The 20,743-nt window shown below is 65.6% G+C and carries 20 protein-coding genes and 2 riboswitches; of the genes, 16 read left to right on the top strand and 4 right to left on the bottom strand.

From position 1 onward, the window contains the following. Positions 1–43: 43 nt before the first annotated feature. On the top strand, positions 44–628 hold the full coding sequence (locus tag F6X59_RS09840) for a LysE family translocator (protein ID WP_152956075.1): 585 nt from the start codon (positions 44–46) through the stop codon (positions 626–628). A gap of 62 nt (positions 629–690) precedes the next feature. Here F6X59_RS09840 and F6X59_RS09835 read toward each other — a convergent pair whose 3' ends face one another. Both F6X59_RS09835 and calA read right to left on the bottom strand, forming a co-directional pair. Further along, complete coding sequence (locus tag F6X59_RS09835) at positions 691–1,890, bottom strand: sugar transporter (protein ID WP_152956074.1); 1,200 nt, start codon at positions 1,888–1,890, stop codon at positions 691–693. 198 nt (positions 1,891–2,088) lie between these two features. Continuing rightward, on the bottom strand, positions 2,089–3,141 hold the full coding sequence (gene calA, locus F6X59_RS09830) for a vanillin reductase (RefSeq protein ID WP_152956073.1): 1,053 nt from the start codon (positions 3,139–3,141) through the stop codon (positions 2,089–2,091). 180 nt (positions 3,142–3,321) lie between these two features. Between calA and F6X59_RS09825 the strand changes: the two genes are divergently transcribed. Continuing rightward, positions 3,322–4,227, top strand: coding sequence for an AraC family transcriptional regulator (locus tag F6X59_RS09825; protein ID WP_152956072.1), 906 nt, complete (start codon positions 3,322–3,324; stop codon positions 4,225–4,227). 12 nt (positions 4,228–4,239) lie between these two features. Here F6X59_RS09825 and F6X59_RS09820 read toward each other — a convergent pair whose 3' ends face one another. Continuing rightward, positions 4,240–4,836: a TetR/AcrR family transcriptional regulator gene (locus F6X59_RS09820; RefSeq protein ID WP_152956071.1), complete on the bottom strand. Its 597-nt coding sequence runs from the start codon at positions 4,834–4,836 to the stop codon at positions 4,240–4,242. A 93-nt stretch (positions 4,837–4,929) separates the two neighbouring features. Here F6X59_RS09820 and F6X59_RS09815 point away from each other — a divergent pair, with 93 nt between their 5' ends. Continuing rightward, positions 4,930–5,529, top strand: a complete 600-nt coding sequence (locus F6X59_RS09815; RefSeq protein ID WP_152956070.1) for an NAD(P)H-dependent oxidoreductase — start codon at positions 4,930–4,932, stop codon at positions 5,527–5,529. Positions 5,530–5,535: 6 nt separating this feature from the next. Here the strand turns inward: F6X59_RS09815 and thpR are convergent, their stop codons facing one another. Continuing rightward, the gene (gene thpR, locus F6X59_RS09810) at positions 5,536–6,081 is read right to left on the bottom strand and encodes an RNA 2',3'-cyclic phosphodiesterase (RefSeq protein WP_152956069.1); all 546 of its coding nucleotides are present in this window, start codon (positions 6,079–6,081) and stop codon (positions 5,536–5,538) included. Positions 6,082–6,237: 156 nt separating this feature from the next. Between thpR and lpxO the strand changes: the two genes are divergently transcribed. From lpxO to F6X59_RS09745, 13 genes are all read left to right on the top strand, one after another. Then, the gene (gene lpxO / locus F6X59_RS09805; RefSeq protein ID WP_152956068.1) at positions 6,238–7,137 is read left to right on the top strand and encodes a lipid A hydroxylase LpxO; all 900 of its coding nucleotides are present in this window, start codon (positions 6,238–6,240) and stop codon (positions 7,135–7,137) included. Between the two features lie 93 nt (positions 7,138–7,230). Then, positions 7,231–7,575, top strand: coding sequence for a carboxymuconolactone decarboxylase family protein (locus F6X59_RS09800; protein WP_027919898.1), 345 nt, complete (start codon positions 7,231–7,233; stop codon positions 7,573–7,575). Positions 7,576–7,653: 78 nt separating this feature from the next. Further along, positions 7,654–8,223 carry a GNAT family N-acetyltransferase gene (locus tag F6X59_RS09795; protein WP_152956067.1) on the top strand — a complete coding sequence of 190 codons (570 nt, stop codon included), beginning with the start codon at positions 7,654–7,656 and terminating at the stop codon, positions 8,221–8,223. 34 nt (positions 8,224–8,257) lie between these two features. Next, a riboswitch (cobalamin riboswitch) is annotated at positions 8,258–8,464 on the top strand. A 106-nt stretch (positions 8,465–8,570) separates the two neighbouring features. Further along, positions 8,571–10,688, top strand: a complete 2,118-nt coding sequence (locus F6X59_RS09790) for a TonB-dependent siderophore receptor (RefSeq protein ID WP_152956066.1) — start codon at positions 8,571–8,573, stop codon at positions 10,686–10,688. Positions 10,689–10,822: 134 nt separating this feature from the next. Next, the gene (locus F6X59_RS09785; protein WP_152956065.1) at positions 10,823–11,989 is read left to right on the top strand and encodes a DUF1624 domain-containing protein; all 1,167 of its coding nucleotides are present in this window, start codon (positions 10,823–10,825) and stop codon (positions 11,987–11,989) included. A gap of 28 nt (positions 11,990–12,017) precedes the next feature. Beyond that, a riboswitch (cobalamin riboswitch) is annotated at positions 12,018–12,215 on the top strand. Between the two features lie 108 nt (positions 12,216–12,323). Beyond that, the gene (locus F6X59_RS09780; RefSeq protein WP_152956064.1) at positions 12,324–13,334 is read left to right on the top strand and encodes an ABC transporter substrate-binding protein; all 1,011 of its coding nucleotides are present in this window, start codon (positions 12,324–12,326) and stop codon (positions 13,332–13,334) included. After that, positions 13,334–14,347 carry an iron ABC transporter permease gene (locus F6X59_RS09775; protein WP_152956063.1) on the top strand — a complete coding sequence of 338 codons (1,014 nt, stop codon included), beginning with the start codon at positions 13,334–13,336 and terminating at the stop codon, positions 14,345–14,347. The genes F6X59_RS09780 and F6X59_RS09775 overlap by 1 nt, the downstream gene beginning before the upstream one ends. Continuing rightward, entirely contained in the window at positions 14,344–15,132 is a 789-nt protein-coding gene (locus tag F6X59_RS09770) for an ABC transporter ATP-binding protein (protein WP_152956062.1), read from the top strand. Before F6X59_RS09775 ends, F6X59_RS09770 begins: the two co-directional genes overlap by 4 nt. Positions 15,133–15,149: 17 nt before the next feature. Next, positions 15,150–16,499, top strand: coding sequence for an OprD family porin (locus tag F6X59_RS09765; protein ID WP_152956061.1), 1,350 nt, complete (start codon positions 15,150–15,152; stop codon positions 16,497–16,499). A gap of 139 nt (positions 16,500–16,638) precedes the next feature. Continuing rightward, the gene (locus F6X59_RS09760; RefSeq protein ID WP_152956060.1) at positions 16,639–17,118 is read left to right on the top strand and encodes a hypothetical protein; all 480 of its coding nucleotides are present in this window, start codon (positions 16,639–16,641) and stop codon (positions 17,116–17,118) included. Between the two features lie 149 nt (positions 17,119–17,267). After that, entirely contained in the window at positions 17,268–18,044 is a 777-nt protein-coding gene (locus F6X59_RS09755) for a ParA family protein (RefSeq protein WP_152956059.1), read from the top strand. 64 nt (positions 18,045–18,108) lie between these two features. Further along, positions 18,109–18,519 (top strand): DUF2946 domain-containing protein, encoded by a 411-nt coding sequence (locus tag F6X59_RS09750; RefSeq protein ID WP_152956058.1) that lies wholly within the window; start codon positions 18,109–18,111, stop codon positions 18,517–18,519. A gap of 68 nt (positions 18,520–18,587) precedes the next feature. After that, complete coding sequence (locus tag F6X59_RS09745) at positions 18,588–20,738, top strand: TonB-dependent siderophore receptor (protein WP_152956057.1); 2,151 nt, start codon at positions 18,588–18,590, stop codon at positions 20,736–20,738. The last annotated feature ends 5 nt before the right edge of the window (positions 20,739–20,743 follow it).

Raw genomic sequence — 20,743 nt, 5'->3', positions numbered from 1 at the left:
GCCAATGGCGACCATGGGGCCCTGATCATTCGGAGCCGTTCCCATGTCGCACTCGTTGCTGCCCTTCATTCTCTTCGCCCTGGTCTCGAGCATCAGCCCGGGGCCGACCAACCTGCTGATCCTCGCCCACGGCGCCCGGCAAGGCCTGCGCGCAAGCCTGGCGCCAATGCTGGTGGCCTGCGGTGCAGCGGCGGCAATCGTGTTGCTGGTCGGCCTGGGGCTGGGCGAGGCGCTGGTGCGTCATCCGCTGGCCCAGCAGGCGATGAGCTGGGCCGGGGTGCTGTGGTTGAGCTGGCTGGCCTGGCGCATGCTGCGCAGCGCTGGCGAGCCGCTGGATAGCGCAGGCGGCAAGCCGTTCGGCGCAGTCAGCGCGGCGTCGTTGCAGGTGGTCAACCCGAAGGTGTGGATGATGGCGGTGGCGGTGATTGGCGTGTTTGCGGCGCCGACGCTGCCGGTGTGGCAATTGGCGTTGGTGTTTCTGCTGATTGCCATGCCGTGCATGGCGGTGTGGGCGGTGTTGGGGGCAGGCAGCGCGCGCTGGTTGCAGGCACCGGGGCGGTTGCTGTGGTTCAACCGGGGGTTGGCGGGGTTGCTGTTGGTATCGGCCTGGGCTGCCTTACTGAGCTGAAATTGAAGCTGTCTGTGCTGGCCCCTTCGCGGGTTCACCCGCGAAGAGGCCGGTGCAGGTAATCAGTGGCTCAAGGCCTCACGGAACCGCCGGGTACTGGCCACCGCCAGCAGCAACCCGACCACCGCCACACTCCCGCCAACCATACCGATATCGGCCACGCCCAGCTGGCTGCTGACGATACTGCCCAGCAACGCCCCGCCACCGATGCCGATGTTGTAGATACCGGAGAACAGCGCCATGGCCACGTCGGTGGCATCGGACGCCAGCTTGAGGGTCTTGGATTGCAGCGCCAGGCTGAAACTGAGAATCGCCACGCCCCAGAACATGCTCAACGCCGCAAACACATAGAAGTTGCCGGACAACGGCAGCAGCAACAGCAGGCAGGCCGCCAACACGCCGATCGAGCCCACCAGAAAGCCATGCGGGAAACGCTCGCTGTAACGGCTGAACAACAGCGAACCGAACACGCCAGCGCCACCGAACAACAGCAGCAACAGCGTGGTGCGCTCGCCACCGATCTGCGCCACGTGCAGGGCAAACGGCTCGATGTAGCTGTAGGCGGTGAATTGCGCGGTGATCACCAGGGTCACCAGCAGGTAGGTCATCACCAGCGCCGGGCGCTTGAACAGGATCGGCAGGCTGCGCAGCGAACCGGAGTTCTGGCTCGGCAGCAACGGCAGCGACTTCATCAGGCACAGCATGGTCACCAGCGCCACGCCGGCAATGCTGAGGAAGGTGATGCGCCAGCCCAGCGCCTCGCCCACCACGCGCCCCAACGGGATGCCCAGCACCATCGCCAGGGTCGTGCCTGTCGCCAGCAACCCCAGCGCCTTGGCCTGCTGGCCTGGCGGTGCCACGCGCACGGCCAGCGACGCGGTGATGGCCCAGAACACGGCGTGGGCCAGGGCGATGCCGATGCGGCTGACCAGCAGCATGGCAAAGCTTTGCGACAACCACGACAGCAGGTGGCTGAAGATGAACACCAGGAACACCAACAGCAGCAGGCGCCGGCGCTCGATGTTGCGGGTGAGCAGCATCATCGGCAGCGAGGCCAGCGCCACCACCCAGGCATAGATGGTCAGCATCAGGCCGACCTGCGCGGTGGTCATGTCGAAGCTGCTGCCGATGTCACTGAGCAGCGCCACCGGCACGAACTCGGTGGTGTTGAAGATGAAGGCCGCCAGGGCCAGGGCGATCACGCTCAGCCAGCTACCGCCACCGGCAGTGGGCGGCAGGTGGGTGGGGATGGGTCCGTTCATGGGCAGGAATCTGTTCTCCGCAGGCAAGGCGAAAGGACGCGCGTCAGGGGCCAAGTATCGGCCGCGCTGAGGCACGGGTTTGTTATTGGAAGGAATGCCTGCATGGTACGCGTCACGCCGGAGCCTCACAACCATGGCAGCCTTGGGCAAACCATGGCTGTCGAGGGTGCAGGGCCCCAGCGCCGTTTCAGGCAGCCATCAGCCCTGCAGGGTTGCCATGTCGATCACGAAGCGGTACTTCACATCGCCGGCGATCATGCGCTCATAGGCCTGGTTGATGTTGCGAATGTCGAGCATCTCGATGTCGCAACGGATGTCATGCGCGGCGCAGAAATCCAGCACTTCCTGGGTCTCGGCGATGCCGCCGATCAGCGAACCGGCCAACACCCGACGCTTCATCACCAGGTTGGCGGCATGCACGGCCGGGTCGATCGGCTCGATCAGGCCGACCAGGATGTGCACGCCATCGAACTTCAAGGTCTCCAGGTACGGGTTGAGGTCGTGCTGCACCGGAATGGTGTCGAGGAGGAAGTCGAAACGGCCAGCGGCGGCACGCATCTGCTCGGCATCGGTGGACACGATCACGTGGTCGGCGCCCTGGCGGCGGGCTTCCTCGGCCTTGGCCTGGGAGCGGGTGAACAGCGTCACTTCGGCGCCCAGCGCCTTGGCCAGCTTGATGCCCATGTGGCCCAGGCCACCCATGCCGAGGATGCCGATCTTGTGGCCGGGGCCGACGCCATGGTGCTTGAGCGGCGAGTAGGTGGTGATGCCCGCGCAGAGGATCGGCGCCGCGCTGGGCAGGTCCATACCGGCCGGGATGCGCACCACGAAGTGCTCGCTGACCACGATGCTGCTGGAGTAGCCGCCCATGGTGTTGCTGCCGTCAACCCGGTCCGGGGTGGCGTAGGTCATGGTCGGGCCTTCCAGGCAGTACTGCTCCAGGTCCTTGGCGCAGGCCTCGCAGTGGCGGCAGGAGTCGACCATGCAGCCGACGCCGACCAGGTCGCCGACCTTGTGCGAGGTGACCTGGGCACCCACGGCGGTGACCCGGCCGATGATCTCGTGGCCAGGCATCAGCGGGTACACGGCGATGCCCCACTCGTTGCGCGCCTGGTGGATGTCGGAGTGGCACACGCCACAGTAGAGGATCTCGATGGCGACGTCGTCCGGGCGCGGGGCGCGGCGTTCGAAGGTCATGGGGGCCAAGGGGCTGGTCGGGGTTTGGGCGGCGTAACCGATGGCGGTGTACATGCGGGACCTCACAAGGAAGTGAAACGATTCAGGCCGCGCATTCTGCTCGCCCTCGCCCTGCCCGCCCACGGCTGATTCTCCGGCATCCATGCCTGATCCTCCGAACCTGCCAGCGGCCATCTGGCGCTGGCCTGCCAATCTGCGATGATGCAACTGTCTGATTCTCTGCCCTGGTTCATCATGCAACTGACCCGCCACGTCGACGCCAACGCCCCGCTGTGTTCGCTGATCCGCAGCCTGGCCACCCGCCCGGGCTTCGTGCCCACGCACCTGCCCCAGGTGCAGGTGCTGAGCTGGGACCACTATGTGGCCAGCAGCCCGCAGATCTACGAGCCGAGCCTGATGATCCTGGCCCAGGGCAGCAAACTGGCGCGCCTCGGCCCGCGCACCCTGGAATACGGTGCCGGGCATTACCTGGTGCAGGCGCTGTCGGTGCCGTTCATGTGCGAAACCTTTGCCACCCGCGACGAGCCGCTGCTGGGCGTGGCGGTGGACATCGACCGCGGCGTGCTCGGTGAACTGGTGCAGAGCATGGCCCTGGCGCCGGACCCGGCCGTACAGGCGCAAACGCCACAGTCGATGACCTCGGCGGCGCTCGATGCCCCGATGCGTGAGTCGGTGGAGCGCCTGCTGCGCTGCCTGCAGGACCCGCTGGACGCCAAGGTGTTGGGCCCTGCGCGCATCCGCGAGGTGTTGTATACCGCGCTGCGCGGGCCTCAAGCCGGTGTGCTGCGGGCGCTGGTGGAGCAGCAGGGGCACTTCGCCCGCATCGGTGCGGCGCTGATGCACTTGCGCGAGCATTACACCGAGCCGCTGAGTGTCGAGGCCCTGGCCGCCTGCGCCAACATGAGCGTGTCGACCTTCCACGAGCACTTCAAACGCTGCACCGACATGGCGCCGATGCAGTACCTCAAGCGCCTGCGCCTGCTCAAGGCGCAGCAGATGCTGATCGGTGAAGGGCTAGGGGTGGCGCAGACGGCGCACCGGGTAGGCTACCAGAGCACCTCGCAGTTCAGCCGCGAGTACAAGCGCCAGTTTGCCCGCAGCCCAGGCGATGAACTGCCTTACCAGAGCCTGCCAGTCTGACCCCAACACGCATCACTGGCGCTCGACCATGGCAACGATGGCCGCCTGCAACTCGGCCTTGGCCTGCACCGCTTCAAGCTCCCCTGCCGCTGCTGCCTGCGACAGCGCCTCGGCCGCCCCCACCAGCAGGCGCATGCCCGCCGCACCAATCGCACCACTGGGCGCAAATTCATCCAGTACCGCGCGGCACATGTCGAGAAATGGCTGTTCATACGCGCGTTTCAGGGCTTCCAGTTCCGGCGACCCTGCAAGCGCAGCTGACACACCGGGCATCTCGCGCCCCTGGCTGATCACGCAATCCACATACGCAGCCGCAATCACCCCGGCGCGCCCTGCCAAGGTCGCCGCACACCCTTCCAGCGCCCGCGCAAGCATCACCGACTGGCGCGCATCGTAATCCTGGAACAACGCCGCCAGCAGCCCGGTGCGGGTCTCGAAATGGTCATACACCACCGGCTTGGTGACCCCGGCCTGCTCGGCCAGGCGGCCGAGGCTCAGGGCTTCAGTGCCTTCCTCGCGGACCAGCTGCCAAGCCACATCGAGCAGTTGGCGGCGCCGCTCATCGCGGGAAAGACGCTTGCGTGGCGGTGCCTTGTCATCGCTTGACATTGCTTACCTACTAAACGTAACTTACCAAAAGTAACTTACCTTGAGTATATAGCGCTCAAGGCAGCAGCGCACTTTCCCACTGGAGACACCCCCATGCAAGCGTTGATCGTCATCGGCCATCACGACCCCGAATCACTCACCCACGCTCTCGCCCGGCAGATTGCCGAAGGCCTGGCCAGCGCCGGCCACGGAAGTGAAATCGCCGACCTGGCCCGCGAGGGCTTCGACCCACGCTTTGGCCTGGCTGACCACGCGGTGCACCGCGGCCTGGCCGAACCTCCGGCCGACGTGCTGCTGGAGCAGGCCCGCATCGACCGCGCCGATGCCCTGGTGCTGGTCTACCCGATCTACTGGTGGTCGCTGCCAGCTCTGCTCAAGGGCTGGGTCGAGCGGGTGTTCAGCAATGGCTGGGCGTTCGACTACGGGAGCGGCGTCTTGATCAAGAAGCTGCGTGGCATGAAGGTCCATCTGGTCGGTGTCGCTGGCGCAGATACCGGTACATTCGAGCGGCATGGCTACAGCGAGGCCATGCGCGTGCAGATAGAGCACGGCATCTTCGACTATTGCGGCGCCGAGGTGCTCAGTTCGAGCGTGCTGTATGACAGCGAGGGGCCGGATGCCGCATTGCACCTGCGTACCGCCCGCCTCTTGGGTGAGCAACTGTTCACCGCGGCACGCAGCCAGATCGCCTGAGCCGCGCTAATCCGTCAGAGGCCACTGCGCCAGCGGCCAGTATCGACCTTTGCGCGACTCGTACAGGGTGAAGTGCCTGGCGCTGAGATGAAACTCAGGCGCCTCGGCCGCCTCCGGGGCCTGGCCGCGAAAGTCCCGTGACAGGGTCAGGTGCGGGCGGTACTCACGGGCCTGTTCTTCGAACCCCATTGGCAACAACGCCTGCTGCAAGGCGTAAACCAGCTGACGCAAGGCGGTGGGTGTTTCCTGCGCCTCCAGCACCAGCACATTGGCGCGCTGCCAGGTTTTCAGCTGGTTCAGCAGCAGGCGCAAGGGCGCGCCCGGCCGCGCCAGGTTGTCCACCGCCGCGCACAGGGCTGGCACCTGGGCCGCATCCACATCACCGAGAAACAACAGGGTCAGGTGGAAGTTGTCGCTGGGCACCGGCTTGCCGCTGCGCAGGTTCAGGCCGCGCCGCCACTGGCTTATCGCACGGCGTTGGGTGTCGCTGACAGGCAAGGCGAAGAACAGCCGTTTGAAGGGTGCGCCACTCGGGCGAATGTCCTGGACCATGTGAACTCCATCACGTGAAGCGTTTTTGCACGCTATAGGCCTTACACCAATGTCGACCCGCCTTAACGTAACAATAAGTACAAACTACCCCCATGATTGTTTATGCTGGCGAGCTTATGCCATGGCGCATGGCCATTTTTCGACAAGTAATCGTCCATGAAAATTGCACTCGTACTGATCTTCGTCCTCTCGATCGCCTATGTTCACCTGCGCGGTCGGGTACGCCACAAGCTGACCCGCCAGCTGGGCGACCACTCCAGCTTCCTGGCGCCGGTCAACAGCTTCCTGTACCTGTTCTCCAAGCACCCGGCCAAGCCCTACCTGCCAGTCGAGGCGTTCCCCGAGCTGCAGCCGCTGAAGGACCACTGGCAGGAGATCCGTGCCGAAGCCCAGCAGCTGCTGCACGTGGGCGAGATCAAGAAGTCCGAGAATTATGACGACGTCGGTTTCAATTCGTTCTTCAAGACCGGCTGGAAGCGCTTCTACCTGAAGTGGTACGGCGAAAGCCACCCGTCGGCCATGACCCTGTGCCCACGCACCACCGAGCTGCTGCAAGGCATCGGCACGGTCAAGGCGGCGATGTTCGCCACCTTGCCGCCAGGTGCCAAGCTGGTCCGTCACCGTGACCCGTATGCCGGCTCGTACCGCTTTCACCTCGGCCTGGACACGCCGAACGATGACGGTTGCTACATCGATGTGGATGGCGAGAAATATTCCTGGCGCGATGGCGAGGGCGTGGTCTTCGACGAAACCTACATCCACTACGCGGCCAATACCACCGAGCACAACCGCATCATCCTGTTCTGCGACATCGAACGCCCGCTGAAATACCGCTGGGCCACCGCCTTCAACCGCTGGTTCAGCCGCAACGTCATGGCCGCCGCCGCAGCGCCCAACGACGCTGGCGACAAGACCGGTGGCATCAACCGCCTGTTCACCCGCATCTACAAGATCCGCGAGCGTGGCAAGGCGCTGAAGAAGCGCAACCGCATGCGCTACTACCTGGAGAAGTGGCTGGTGGTCGCGGCCTTGGTACTGGTGTTCGTCTATATCTGAGGCCCTGCCTGCAACCTATCGCCGGCAACCGGCGATACGCGCAAATTCGACTAGCCTGAAAGCTCCTCCCGCAACCTTCCCAAGGTGAAGATGATGAGCATGATGGACTGGGACGCCTACCGTAAGCAGTTGATGGCCGGCATCGGCGATCTCAAGCAATTGTCACCCGACACCGTGGCCGGCTACATGACCGCCAGCGGCGCGGGTGCCAAGACCAACCACCTCGACGCCAAGACCCGCGAACTGATCTCCCTGGCCGTGGCCGTCACCACCCGCTGCGACGGCTGCATCGCCGTGCACTCGCAACAGGCCGTCAAGCACGGCGCTACCCGTGAGGAAATCGCCGAGGCGCTGGGTGTGGCCGTGGCGATGAATGCCGGGGCCGCGCTGGTTTACTCGGCCCGCGCCATGGATGCGGTGGGCAAGGCCAACGGCTGAAGGCCAACGGCGTCGCCGCCCTTGCGCGACGGCGCCGCGCCACCCAGACTTGGCGGCTTAGCCATTGCAGGAACCGCCATGATCCACATCCGCCCCATGACGCCCGACGACTTCGAGCGTTTCTGGCCGACCTTCCAGGCCATCGTCCAGGCCCGCGAAACCTACGCCTTCGACCCCGAACTGAACGTCGAGCAGGCCCGCCAGCTGTGGCTGCAACTGCCACTGCACACGCTGGTGGCCGAAGCGGATGGCGAGCTGCTCGGTTCCTACTACCTCAAGGCCAACGCCGCAGGCCCCGGCGCGCATGTCGGCAACTGCGGCTACATGGTCTGCGAAGCCGCCCGTGGCCGTGGCGTGGCCCGGCTGATGTGCGAGCACTCGCAGAAGCTGGCGCGCCAGGAGGGCTTTCTGGCGTTGCAGTTCAATTCCGTGGTGGCGAGCAACGCAGTGGCGGTGGCGCTGTGGACCAGGCTGGGCTTCGAGACCGTTGGCCGCCTGCCCAAGGCCTATCGCCATGCCCGCCTGGGTTTGGTCGACTGCCTGGTGATGTACAAGTGGCTGGCCGATGAGCCGGTGGTGGAAAAGCCAGCGCTGCTGATCGGCCGCAAGAACATCGAGGCACGGGTGTCGCGCCGCCGCGGGCGCTGACACACGCATTTGACGCGCTGGCCATTCGATGGTCAGATGCGCGCCAGTTTCAGGTGTCCTGCGCCGCCGTGCGCAGGGTGAAACGGGAAGCCGGTGCGTCGTGGTTCACGACAAGTCCGGCGCTGCCCCCGCAACGGTAAGCGAGCGATGCCTTCGACACACCACTGTGCGCCAGCATGGGAAGGTGAAGGCCTCACGACCCTCGCAAGCCCGGAGACCGGCCTGAAGCTTCACTTGGCAACCCGCGGTGGGCGGGCGCAGGCCGGTATCCGCGTGCGCCTGCGTACGGGGTGCGCCTTTGCGTGTTTTCCACCGGGATCCATTCATTCCTGCAGCAGTGGAACGACATGTCCCGATTCTTCAAGCTTCACCCCCTGGCGGCCTGCCTGGCCGTTACCCTGCCAGCCCTGGCCGAGCAACCGGTGCTGAACCTCCCCTCCACGGCCATCACCGATACCTGTGACCCACGGCAGGTCGACCTGGCCACGCCGACCGAGGCCGGTTCACGGCTGAACCTCAGCGCCCTGGAAACCCCGGCCAGCACCAGCAGCATCACCGCCGAACAGATCGAGCAACGCAACAACCTTACCGTGCAGGACGCCGTGACCCGCTCCCCCGGCATCACCTTCATCGCCAACCCGGGCGATGGCGGCACCGGCCTGTCGGCGCGCGGCTTCACCGGCCATGGCTCGGTGATGACCCTGTTCGACGGTGCGCGCCTGTACACCGGGGCCGGCACCCAGACCTTCCCGGTCGACCCGTGGATGGTCGAGCAGATCAACGTGATCCGCGGCCCGGCTTCGGTGCTGTATGGCGAAGGTGCGACCGGCGCGGTGATCAACGTGATCCCGAAAAAACCCTTCGCTGGCAACATCCACAACCGCCTGCGCCTGGGCTACGGTTCCTGGGACCGCCAGCAACTGGGCCTGGACAGCGGCGGCAGCCTCAGCGAACGCCTGAGCTACCGCCTGACCCTGAACCAGCAGGCCGGCAATGGTTGGGTCGACCGCACCGACTCGCGCAGCCTGGCCCTCAGTGCCGCGCTGCGCTTCGATGCCAACGACGACCTGAGCTTCACCCTCGCCCACGAGCGTGGCGACGCCCAGCCGGCCAACTACTACGGCACGCCACTGATCGACGGCCATTACCGCAGCAGCCTGCGCAAGAAGAACTACAACGTTCAGAACGATGTGCAGCGCTACCACGACGAGTGGACCCGTTTCACCACCGACTGGGCGATCAACGACCAGCTCAGCGCCAGCAACCAGCTCTACTACATCAAGAGCCGCCGCCACTGGCGCAATGCCGAGAACTACAGCTGGGACGCCGACCGCGAGCAGCTGGAGCGCCAGAGCTACCTGCAGATCAGGCACAACCAGGAGCAGATCGGCGACCGCCAGACCTTCACCTTCGATCACAGCCTGTTCGGCCTGGCCAGCAAGACGCTGGTCGGTGTCGAGTACAACAAGGTGCGCTTCAACGTCGACAGCAACCGGCCGTACAACGACGTGGGCGGCGACTACATCGACCCGTGGCAGCCGACCCCGGGCTGGTTCCACAGCGACTCGCCAACCCGCCCGCAGACGCTGTCCACCACCCACACCTTCGCCCTGTTCGCCGAAAATCGCCTGCAGCTGACCGAGCGCCTGTCGCTGGTGACCGGCGTGCGCCGCGACCAGAACCACATCGACCGCGACAACCTGGTCGATGGCAGCCGCAGCGACCGCAGCCTGCACGGCGGCAACTGGCGGGCCGGGCTGGTGTTCGCAGTCACCGACAACCTGTCGCTGTATGGCCAGTACTCCACCAGCGAGGACGGGGTGGACAACCTGGTCAGCCTCAGCCCGACGCAGATGCACTACGACCTGACAGAAGCGAAACAGACCGAACTGGGCCTCAAGCAGCGCTTCTGGGAAGGCCGTGGCGAATGGACGCTGGCGGCGTTCCATGTCGTCAAGCGCAAGCTGCTGGTGGACGACCCGGTCACCCACGAGGCGCAGCAGGCCGGGCAACAGACTTCCGATGGCTTGGAGGCATCGCTGGAACTGGCCTTGGGGCACCAGTGGCGAGTGTCGGCCAATGCTTCACTGGTACGGGCCGAGTACGATGATTTCGACGAAGTGGTCGATGGTGTGGCCCAGGACCGTGCCGGCAACCACCCGGCCAATGTGCCGCGGCGCACGGCCAACCTGTGGTTGACCAAGGGCTTTGGCCAGCAGGTGGAAGCCGGGATTGGCGCGCGGTATGTGGATGAGCGTTATGCCGATTCGGCCAATCGCCAGCATGCGCCGGGGTACACCGTGGTCGATGCCAACATCGCCTGGCAGGTGCTGCCGGATGTGCGGCTGGGGTTGCAGGTTAACAACCTGTTCGACCGGGAATATGTGGCGTCGGTGTTCAGTGGCGAGCAGTGGGTGATGGGCGCGCCGCGGTCGTATTTCGCTACCGTGGATTACACCTTCTGATTTGAGGGCCTCTTCGCGGGTAAACCCGCGAAGAGGCCGGTACAGGCAACACAAAAAACCGCTTTCAGAAGCAAATGAAATAGTTATAAGATAACGTTTCATTTGACATTCATTCCTGCCTGCGACCGCCTTCCATGACCAGCGCCTCAGCCACCCCCACCCTGCTCACCCAGCGCCTGCAGAGCATCGATGCCCTGCGCGGCCTGGTGATCCTGTTCATGCTCCTCGACCACGTGCGTGAAACCTTCTTCCTGCACCGCCAGGTCAGCGACCCGATGGCCATCGATGCCACCGACCCGTCACTGTTCGCCAGCCGCACCCTGGCCCATTTGTGCGCGCCGGTGTTCGTCCTGCTCACCGGCCTGTCGGCCTGGCTGTATGGCGAGAAGTACCAGGGCCGCAGCGATGTTTCGGCGTTCCTGTTCAAACGTGGGCTGTTCCTGGTGCTGCTGGAGTTCACCCTGGTCAACTTCGCCTGGACCTTTCAGCTGCCGCCGAGCGTGGTCTACATGCAGGTGATCTGGGCCATCGGCGTGAGCATGATCGCCCTGTCGCTGCTGGTGTGGCTGCCGCGCCCTGCCCTGCTCGCCCTGGGTGCGCTGATCATCGCCGGCCACAACCTGCTCGATGGCCTGCACTTCGGCGTGGAATCGGCCCTGCACGTGCCGTGGGCGATTCTGCATGACCGTGGCTGGCTGGAAGTCTCGGACAGCCTGCGCCTGCGCACCTCCTACCCGGTACTGCCGTGGATCGGCGTGATCACCCTGGGCTACGGCCTCGGCCCGTGGTTCGCCCGTGGCAGTGACGCCGGCGAGCGCCAGCACCGCCTGCTGCTGGCCGGCGTCATCGCCCTGCTCGGCTTCATGGTGCTGCGCCTCTACAACGGCTACGGCGAGGCGCCATGGAGCGGCTACCCGACCGTCATCCAGACATTGATGAGCTTCTTCAACATCACCAAGTACCCACCTTCGCTGCTGTTCCTGGCACTGACCCTGGGTTGCGGCCTGCTGTTGCTGCGCGCCTTCGAGCGTGCAGGGCGGGCCCGCTGGATCAGCGCCCTGGCGGTGTTCGGCGCCGCGCCGATGTTCTTCTACCTGCTGCACCTGTACGTGCTCAAGCTGCTGTACCTGGCCTGCGTGGCGCTGTTGGGCCTCAACCACGGCGACTACTTCGGCTTCGACGGCATTGGCGCGGTGTGGCTGGGCGCGCTGCTGCTGGCGACCGCGCTGTACCTGCCGGTGCGCTGGTTTGCCCGGCTCAAGGCGCGCCGGCGCGACATCCGCTGGCTGAAGTACTTCTGATTTGACCTTTTGCCCGGCGGCCTGATGGTCTACCATGCGGCCCGCCGGTTTCCACCACGGAAATAATAGGGAATCCCGGGCCCGCCAAGGCGTGCCAATCGGAACTGCCCCCGCAACTGTAGGTGCCGAGCCTGCTCCATCAATGCCACTGGACCCTGATCCGGGAAGGCCGGAGCCGGGCGAGGACGCACCAGTCAGGAGACCTGCCGGCAAACATTCACCAACCGGCGGGGTGTCCGGGATGGCCATCCGTGTTGCCCCTGCACGCGCAGGGGTTTGGCGATGCCTGTCCGTGCGTTCCTCACCCGAACTGTCCGATAGGAGATCGCCCAGCATGCTGCCCCGTATCGCCACCTTGCTCGCCAGCCTGAGCCTCACTGGCCTGGCCCAGGCCGCCGCCAGCCACTACCCGCTGACTGTCGACAACTGCGGCGCACCGCTGACCTTTGCCCAGGCACCCGAGCGTGCAGTCACCATCGGCCAGGCCGGCACCGAGATGCTTTACGCCCTGGGCCTGGGTGACAAGCTGGCCGGCACCTCGCTGTGGTTCAACAACGTGCTGCCCGAATACCAGGCGCTGAACGCCAAGGTGCCGCGCCTGGCCGACAACGAACCCAGCTTCGAAGCCGTGGTCGGCAAGCGCCCGCAACTGGTGGCGGTGCAGTTCGAGTGGATGGTCGGCGCCCAGGGCGCGGTCGCTACCCGTGAACAGTTCAGCGAGCTGAACATTCCAACCTACCTGCTGCCCTCGGACTGCGAAGGCAAGGACAATCTGGTCGGCGCCGACGGCACCCGCCTGCAGGCGTTCCAGGTCGATAGCATCTACAAGAGTGTCAGCCAGCTGGCCCAGATCTTCGATGTGCAGGACCGCGGTGCCGCACTCAATGCCGACCTCAAGGCACGCCTGGACAGCGCGAAACAGCGGCTGAGCGGCAAGGACCTGACCAATACGTCGGCATTGTTCTGGTTCTCCAGCGCTGACCTCGCCATCGACCCCTACGTTGCCGGTCGCCAGGGCGTGGCCGACTTCATGCTGCGGACCCTGGGCGTGCGCAACGTGGTCGAGTCGACCGAGGAATGGCCGACGGTGGGCTGGGAAACCCTGGCCAAGGCCAACCCGACCTGGCTGATCATCGCGCGCATGGACCGCCGCCGCTACCCCGCCGACGATTACCAGAAGAAGCTCCAATTCCTGCGCAACGACCCGGTGACGAAGAACATGGACGCAGTAAGGAACCAGCGCATCATCATCCTCGATGCCGACGCCATGCAGGCCGGCATTCGCCTGTTCCGCGGCCTGCAGACCTTGTCTGCGGCCTTCGCCAGCGGTAAAGCGGCGCAGTGATGAAAGCCCTGCTCTACAGCGCCCTGGCCTTGCTGGCCCTGATCGCGGCGGTGTTGGCCGGCACCGCCATCGGCGAAACCAACCTGTCGCCGCAGGTGGTCTACCAGGTGCTGGCCAACCACCTGTGGCAGGCCGGCTACCCGGTCGATCCGATCGACGCCGGCATCGTCTGGAACTACCGCCTGACCCGCGCCCTGGTCGCCGCCGCCTGCGGCGCGGGGCTGGCGACTTGCGGGGTGATCCTCCAGGCGCTGCTGCGCAACCCGCTGGCCGAGCCCTACCTGCTCGGGCTGTCCGCCGGCGCTTCGACCGGTGCGGTGCTGGTTGGCCTGCTGGGCCTGGGCAGCGCAGCCCTGAGCATGTCTGGCGGTGCCTTCATCGGCGCCCTGGCGGCGTTTGCCCTGGTGCTGGTGCTGGCACGTGCGGCCGGGCCGAGCAGCAACAACGCCCAGGTGATCCTCGCCGGGATCGCCGGCTCGCAGCTGTTCACGGCCGTCACCGCCTTCCTCATTACCAAGTCGGCCAGCGCAGAGCAGGCGCGCGGCATCCTGTTCTGGCTGCTGGGCAACCTCAGCGGCGTGCGCTGGCCATCGGTGTGGCAAGCATTGCCCGTGGCGCTGTTCGGCCTGCTGGTGTGCCTGTGGTACCGCCGGGCGCTGGACGCCTTTACCTTTGGTGCCGACTCGGCGGCCTCGCTGGGCATTGCTGTGCGCCGCACGCAGTTGCTGCTGATCAGTTGCGCGGCACTGGTAACGGCCGTGATGGTGTCGATCGTCGGCGCCATCGGTTTCGTCGGCCTGGTCATCCCCCACGCCCTGCGCCTGCTGCTTGGCCCCGGCCACAGCCGCCTGCTGCCGGCCAGCGCCCTGGGCGGGGCGCTGTTCCTGATTGCCGCCGATGTGCTGTCGCGCACGCTGATCAGTGGCCAGGTGATCCCGGTCGGCGTGGTCACCGCCTTGATCGGCGCGCCCGTGTTCGCGCTGATCCTGGTCAGCCGCCGGGGGCGCCCATGACCGTCATGAATAGCGCGCAACTCGCTCCACTCACCTGCCACGGGCTGGGCCTGCAACTGTCGGGCAACACCGTGCTGTGCAACATCGACCTGAACGTGGTGGCCGGTGAAACCCTGGGCATCGTCGGCCCCAACGGCTCGGGCAAATCGTCCCTGCTCAAGTTGCTGGCTGGGCTGCGCACGCCGGGCACCGGCAGTGTGCAACTGCTCGGCGAGCCCCTGGCGCGCCTGCCGCGCCGGCGTATCGCCCAGGCGCTGGCGCTGGTCGAGCAGCAGGCCGACACCCTCGATGCAATCAGCGTGTTCGATGCCGTCGCCCTGGGCCGCACGCCCTGGCTGTCGGCGCTGGCGCCGTTCTCCCGGGAAGACCGTGCCATCGTCGAACAGGCCCTGGCCGACCTCGACGCCACGCACCTGCGTGAGCGGGTCTGGAGTTCGCTGTCCGGCGGCGAGCGCCAACGCGTGCACATCGCCCGCGCCCTGGCCCAGCGCCCGCAGGTGCTGCTGCTCGACGAGCCGACCAACCACCTCGACATCCAGCATCAGCTGAGCCTGCTGCAACAGGTGCAGGCACTGCCGGTGACCACCCTGGTGGCCCTGCACGACCTCAACCAGGCGCTGACCTGCGACCGTGTGGCGGTGCTCGACAAAGGCCACCTGGTGGCCCTCGGCAAGCCGCTGGACGTGCTCACCCCCGAGCGCCTGCTGAGTACCTTCGGCGTGCACGCCCACTACCTCACCGACCCTTTCGACGGCGCGTGCATCTTGCGTTTTCGCGCCCCCTGAAGCAGGACCTTCCCGCCATGTTGTTGCGCCCCGCCGCTGTCCTTTTGTCCCTGCCACTGGCAGGCCTGGCGCCATTCGCCTTCGCGGACTCGGCGCAATCGCAAAGCAACGGCTTCGTCGAAGACAGCAGCTGGAACCTCCTCAACCGTACCGTCTACGACCAGCGTGACTACAAGCACGGCGGACGCAACAGCGGCGCGCGCAATGCCTACAAGCCTCGCCGCGAACGCAATGGCCTGGCCGAGGAATGGGCCTACGGCCTGATGGGCACGTTGCAGTCCGGTTTCACCCAGGGCCTGATCGGCGTCGGTGTCGATGCCCACGCCTATCAGGGCGTGCAGCTGGACAGCGGCGGCGGCCGTGCGGGCAAGGCGCGCCTGCTGAGTGTGGACAACGACGGCCACCCAAAGAACGACTACAGCCGTGGCGGCGCGGCGCTGAAACTGCGGGTTTCCAACACCGTGCTGTCCTGGGGCGACCAGCGAGTGAAGACGCCAGTGTTCAGCTCCTCGGACAGCCGCTTGCTGCCCGAAACGGCCACGGGTTTCTTCCTTACCAGCAGCGAGATCGACACCCTCAAGCTGGTCGCTGGCCACTTCAACGAAAGCACCGACCGCAACGCCTCCAGCCACGACCAAGGCTTCGTGGTGAACTACTCCGACGGCCGCCAGGGCAACCGTTTCGACCTCGCCGGCCTGGTGTGGAACCCCGGCGCCGCCTTCAGCGGTAGCCTGTACACCTCGCGCTACGAGGACAGCTGGAACCAGCACTACCTCGGCAGCACCCTCACCCATGCGCTGGACGACCGCCGCAGCCTGAGCCTGGACCTCAACCTGTACCGCACCACCGACACCGGCAAAGCGCTGTCCGGGCGTATCGACAACACCACCTGGAGCCTGGTCTCGCGCTATAACCAAGGCCCGCACAGCGTCAGCCTCGGCTGGCAGCAGGTGGATGGCAACACGCCGTTCGACTACGTCACCCGCGGGGCAATCTATATCGCCAACGCCGTGCAGATGTCCGACTTCAACGCACCGAACGAAAAGTCATGGCAGGCGCGTTACGACCTGAACATGGGTGGCTACGGCATGCCGGGGTTGAACCTGACCGCCCTGTATGTGCGCGGTTTTGCTATCGATGGCAGCCACGTCGACCCCAACGGCGGCTATGCGTACCTGGGTTATGGCAAGGGTGGCAAGCACTGGGAGCGGGACCTCGAAGCGCGCTACGTGGTGCAAAGTGGCAAGGCCAAGGGCACCACGTTCTCGCTGCGGCACAACATGCACCGTGGCAACACGGCGCAGGCGGAGCTCGATGGCGACCAGATCCGCCTGGCAGTGGAATGGCCATTGTCAGGCAGTTTCTGACAGCCCCCATACCTGTTTCTCCAGCTCGGTCAGTGTGACGGTCAGCCGCAGCAAGTAGGAACGGTCCTACCTGGCGAGCCAGTGCACCGCCGACACCGCTATAATCCCGCTCTCGGAAATACCCGCCCAAGGCCACCCCATGCCCCGCATCCAGAAGTTGCTGCTGCCCCTGCTGTTCACTGCCGCCCTCGCCGCCTGCGACCAGAAGCCCACCCGCGAGGAGCAGATCCTGGCCAACCTGCCGCTGCAGGAAGCCTACGACCACAACATCGAGCGTATGGCCGCACTGCTCACCCGCACCCACCCGCAGCTGGATGCCGCCACCATCAGCAACGTCCTGCGCAAGCACCTCACCGTCGAGGACCAGCGCCAGGACCTGTACAAGCTCTACAGCGAGAAGAACTTCAGCGACGCCGAATTCGCCACCATCGTCGCCGCCACCCACGACCCGGCCAAGGCCAAGGCGCTGGAGCAGACCGAGGAAGGCAAGCGCCTGAGCGACAAGCTCACCGGCCTGATGCGCGAGACGGCGCGGGATAAAAAGGTCCAGGCATTGGCCGAGCAGCGCATGCAACAGGTCGAGCAGGAGCTGGAGAAACTGGAGAAACCAGGCGCCTGACTGGCATGGCGAAAACACCGCAACAGAGCGCTTGCGGTTGGGGCAAGATGAACTTAACTAGTGTTTCAATACTTGTCATAAATCTGTCGTGTTTCAGTCATAGGATTGACCCCAACCTGACATTTTCTCTTTTCATGGATGAGCGTCTCATGCGTCGTGTGGTTTTCAATCAGAAAGGTGGCGTGGGCAAATCGAGTATCGCCTGCAACCTCGCCGCGGCCAGTGCCGCCGAAGGCTATCGCACATTGCTGGTCGACCTCGACCCGCAGGCCAACGCCACTTACTACCTCACCGGGCTGACCGACGACGCCATCCCCGCCGGCATCGCCGACTTCTTCCGCCAGACCCTCTCGCCGGTCACCGCCGCCGGCAAGAAGCACCGCGTGGCGATCACCGAAACCCGCTACGACAACCTGCACCTGGTGACCGCCAGCCCCGACCTCAGCGGCCTGCAGAGCAAGCTGGAAAGCAAGTTCAAGATCAACAAGCTGCGCAAGCTGCTGGTGGAGCTGGGCGAGGATTATGAGCGGATCTACATCGACACTCCGCCCGCACTGAACTTCTACACCTTCAGCGCCCTGGTGGCCGCCGAGCGCCTGCTGATCCCGTTCGACTGCGACAGCTTCTCGCGCCAGGCGCTGCTCAGCGTCATGGCCGAGGTCGAGGAACTGCGCCAGGACCACAACCCGGCGCTGCAGGTGGAAGGCGTGGTGGTCAACCAGTTCGCCGGGCGCACCGCGCTGCACCAGACCCTGGTCGATCAGTTGCGCGCCGAAGGCATGCCGGTGTTGCCGGTGTACCTGAGCAGCTCGATCAAGATGCGCGAATCGCACCAGGTTTCGGTGCCGCTGGTGCACATGGCGCCACGCCACAAACTGGCGCAGGAGTTCGTCGAGCTGCTGGACGTGCTCGAACGCGCTGCCTGAACTGCGACAACTTGCCACGGCCAGGCACTACCCTGCCGTTCGTCCGGGTGATAGATTCGCCGCCATGAAAATCACCCGGCACACCCGCACGCTGACTGCCTGGACGCTCTATGCCAGCGTCCTGTTCAGCCTGCTGCTGTGTGGCCTGCACCACGGCCAGATGGGCGGCCTGCGCCTGGCTGGCCTGGAGGGTGGCTTCTGCTCGATCAACAGCGAGCACGGCGTGGCCATCGACCTCGACGGCGCCGGTAGCGACCAGCACATGGCCCAGCTCGACTGCCCGATGTGCTCCTCGTTCGGCCTGGCCGTACCGCTTGCCAGCAGCGGCTGGTCATTCAGCCTGGCACACGCCACTGCCACCTCGCCCATCGTCGTGCGCAGCTGGGCGCAGCCACCGCCCCGTTACCAACGCCCTGCCCTCACCCCCCGCGCTCCCCCTGCCGTCTTCCCCGCAGCCGTTACTCAGATCGCCTGACTTGAGCCGGGCGCGCCTGCCTGCGCGCTCGCCGTCAGCCATGACCTTTGCGTGGAAGACCCAACAACATGCTTCGCAATACCTCCCTGGTGCTCCTGATGGGCACCTGCACCTTCGCCTGGGCGGACGATGCCGCCGTCGAACTCAGCGCCACCACCATCGACGGCGAGCGCGATGCGCCCTCCGGCGTGCAACTGGACGAGCCGATCAGCACCGGCTCGCGGCTGGGCCTCACGGCGCGACAAACCCCTGCGTCGGTGAGCGTCTCTGACCGGCGCATCATTGAAGAACGCGGCGCCAAGGACAGCCAGGACGTGATCAACGCCATGACCGGCGTCAACGCGTCGGCCAACCCCGGCTACGGCGGTTTCGTCAGCTACCGCGGCTTCACCCAGAACCAGGTGACCCAGCTCTACAATGGCATCAACCTCGGCTACAGCAGCGCCACCCGGCCGGTGGATGCCTGGGTGCTGGACCGCGTCGAACTGCTCGGCGGGCCGTCGTCCTTCCTGCATGGCGCAGGCGCCGTGGGCGGCTCGATCAACTACATCACCAAGAGCGCCAGCCGCGACCAGCAGATCATCGATGGCCGCGTGCGCTATGGCAGCTACGACGACTCGGAAATGGCCTTCGGCATCAACCAGGCACTGGCCAGCAACCCGGCCGATGCCCGCCATTTCATGCGCCTGGACTTCAGCCACACCGGCAGCAATGGCTACATCGACCGTAACCAGCGCAACACTGACAGCCTGGCGTTTTCCCTGCTCAGCGACCTGACGCCCGACCTGACCCACACCCTGGCGCTGGAGTATCAGGAAGACCGCGAAGACAGCCCCTACTGGGGCGCGCCGATCCTGCCGGGGCGCAGCACCATGAAGATCGACAACAGCCGCCGCTTCGACAACTACAACGTCGGCGATGGCCGCTACGAGCAGCGGGTGCGCTGGCTGCGCTCGATGCTCGATTACCAGCTCAGCGACAGCACCAGCGTGCACAACACCCTCTACCACTACAGCGCCCAGCGCGATTACCGCAACGTCGAGCGCTACAGCTACACCCGCGACGGCAATGTGCAGCGTGCCAGCCCTTACCTGCAGCGCCACCAACAGAGCGTGCTGGGCGACCGCATCGAGCTGCGCCACGACCACCAGCTGTTCGGCCTGGCCAGCCAGTGGTCGCTGGGCCTGGACTACTCGCACATGCGCCAGAGCGTATACCCGACGTCCGGAAGCTGGACCGATGTGGTCGACCCAGACCACTTCGACCCCGGCAGTTTCTACGACATCCCTGGGGTGAACGCCGGGCTGACCAAGCAGCGCCGGCATGTCACCAGCAACCGCGCCGTGTTCGCCGAGAACCGCCTGCAACTGACCGAGCGCCTGGCCCTGCTCACGGCCCTGCGTTACGACTACCTGGACATGGAAGTGACCAACTACGGCGCGGTGACACCGACCTCGCCAGCGTACTTCGAGCGGCGCTGGGAACCGCTGTCCGGGCGCATTGGCCTGACCTACGAGCTGACGCCGTCGGCCAGCCTATACGCCCAGTACAGCACCGCCGCCGACCTGCCGGCCGGTTCGCTGGCGGCAGCCACCTACGCCAACGTCGGCACCTTCGACCTGTCCAAGGGCGAGCAATGGGAAGTGGGCAGCAAGTTCGACTTCCTCGAAGGGCGAGGCGCGGCGACCGTGGCCCTGTACCAGATCGTGCGCAAGGACTTTGCCGTGCGCGATTCGAGCAACCCCAACCTGACGGTCCAGGCCGGGCAGCAGACCTCGCGCGGCATCGAGCTGTCCGGGCGGCTGCAGGTCACGCCGAAGCTGCTGGCCGAGGGCAACTACGCCTATGTCGACGCGCAGTACGACGCGTTCAACGAAGCGGTCAACGGCGTATCGGTTTCGCGCAAGGGCAATGCCCCGGTCAACGTGCCGGCCAATGTCGCCAACCTGTGGCTGACCTACAGCTTCACCTCGGCCTGGTCGGCGGGGGTGGATGCGCGCTATGTCGGTTCGGTGTACGCCGACAACGCCAATACTCTCAAGGCGCCGGCCTATACCTTGTTCGGCACCTTTGCCCGCTATCGGCTGGATGAACACACCACCATCACCGGGCGGGTGCGCAACCTGACCGATGAGGTGTATGCCAAGCAGGCCTATGGGCTGCAGTACTACATGGGGGCGCCGCGGACCTTCGAGGTGGCGGTGGACATGCGCTTCTGACCCTG

Origin of the sequence: Pseudomonas sp. MN1F (assembly GCF_009391885.1) — a bacterium.
Lineage (GTDB): Bacteria > Pseudomonadota > Gammaproteobacteria > Pseudomonadales > Pseudomonadaceae > Aquipseudomonas.
This window is presented reverse-complemented; position numbering and strand designations above follow the sequence as displayed.

Bases quoted from the DNA above. Each gene is read 5' to 3' on its own strand.
- F6X59_RS09825 (WP_152956072.1), top strand. From the start codon at position 3,322: ATGCAACTGACCCGCCACGTCGACGCCAACGCCCCGCTGTGTTCGCTG.
- F6X59_RS09840 (WP_152956075.1), top strand. From the start codon at position 44: ATGTCGCACTCGTTGCTGCCCTTCATTCTCTTCGCCCTGGTCTCGAGC.
- calA (WP_152956073.1), bottom strand. From the start codon at position 3,141: ATGTACACCGCCATCGGTTACGCCGCCCAAACCCCGACCAGCCCCTTG.
- F6X59_RS09780 (WP_152956064.1), top strand. From the start codon at position 12,324: ATGCTGCCCCGTATCGCCACCTTGCTCGCCAGCCTGAGCCTCACTGGC.
- F6X59_RS09795 (WP_152956067.1), top strand. From the start codon at position 7,654: ATGATCCACATCCGCCCCATGACGCCCGACGACTTCGAGCGTTTCTGG.
- F6X59_RS09820 (WP_152956071.1), bottom strand. From the start codon at position 4,836: ATGTCAAGCGATGACAAGGCACCGCCACGCAAGCGTCTTTCCCGCGAT.
- F6X59_RS09745 (WP_152956057.1), top strand. From the start codon at position 18,588: ATGCTTCGCAATACCTCCCTGGTGCTCCTGATGGGCACCTGCACCTTC.
- F6X59_RS09750 (WP_152956058.1), top strand. From the start codon at position 18,109: ATGAAAATCACCCGGCACACCCGCACGCTGACTGCCTGGACGCTCTAT.
- F6X59_RS09755 (WP_152956059.1), top strand. From the start codon at position 17,268: ATGCGTCGTGTGGTTTTCAATCAGAAAGGTGGCGTGGGCAAATCGAGT.
- F6X59_RS09765 (WP_152956061.1), top strand. From the start codon at position 15,150: ATGTTGTTGCGCCCCGCCGCTGTCCTTTTGTCCCTGCCACTGGCAGGC.
- F6X59_RS09800 (WP_027919898.1), top strand. From the start codon at position 7,231: ATGAGCATGATGGACTGGGACGCCTACCGTAAGCAGTTGATGGCCGGC.
- thpR (WP_152956069.1), bottom strand. From the start codon at position 6,081: ATGGTCCAGGACATTCGCCCGAGTGGCGCACCCTTCAAACGGCTGTTC.
- F6X59_RS09770 (WP_152956062.1), top strand. From the start codon at position 14,344: ATGACCGTCATGAATAGCGCGCAACTCGCTCCACTCACCTGCCACGGG.
- F6X59_RS09775 (WP_152956063.1), top strand. From the start codon at position 13,334: ATGAAAGCCCTGCTCTACAGCGCCCTGGCCTTGCTGGCCCTGATCGCG.
- F6X59_RS09785 (WP_152956065.1), top strand. From the start codon at position 10,823: ATGACCAGCGCCTCAGCCACCCCCACCCTGCTCACCCAGCGCCTGCAG.
- lpxO (WP_152956068.1), top strand. From the start codon at position 6,238: ATGAAAATTGCACTCGTACTGATCTTCGTCCTCTCGATCGCCTATGTT.
- F6X59_RS09790 (WP_152956066.1), top strand. From the start codon at position 8,571: ATGTCCCGATTCTTCAAGCTTCACCCCCTGGCGGCCTGCCTGGCCGTT.
- F6X59_RS09835 (WP_152956074.1), bottom strand. From the start codon at position 1,890: ATGAACGGACCCATCCCCACCCACCTGCCGCCCACTGCCGGTGGCGGT.
- F6X59_RS09815 (WP_152956070.1), top strand. From the start codon at position 4,930: ATGCAAGCGTTGATCGTCATCGGCCATCACGACCCCGAATCACTCACC.
- F6X59_RS09760 (WP_152956060.1), top strand. From the start codon at position 16,639: ATGCCCCGCATCCAGAAGTTGCTGCTGCCCCTGCTGTTCACTGCCGCC.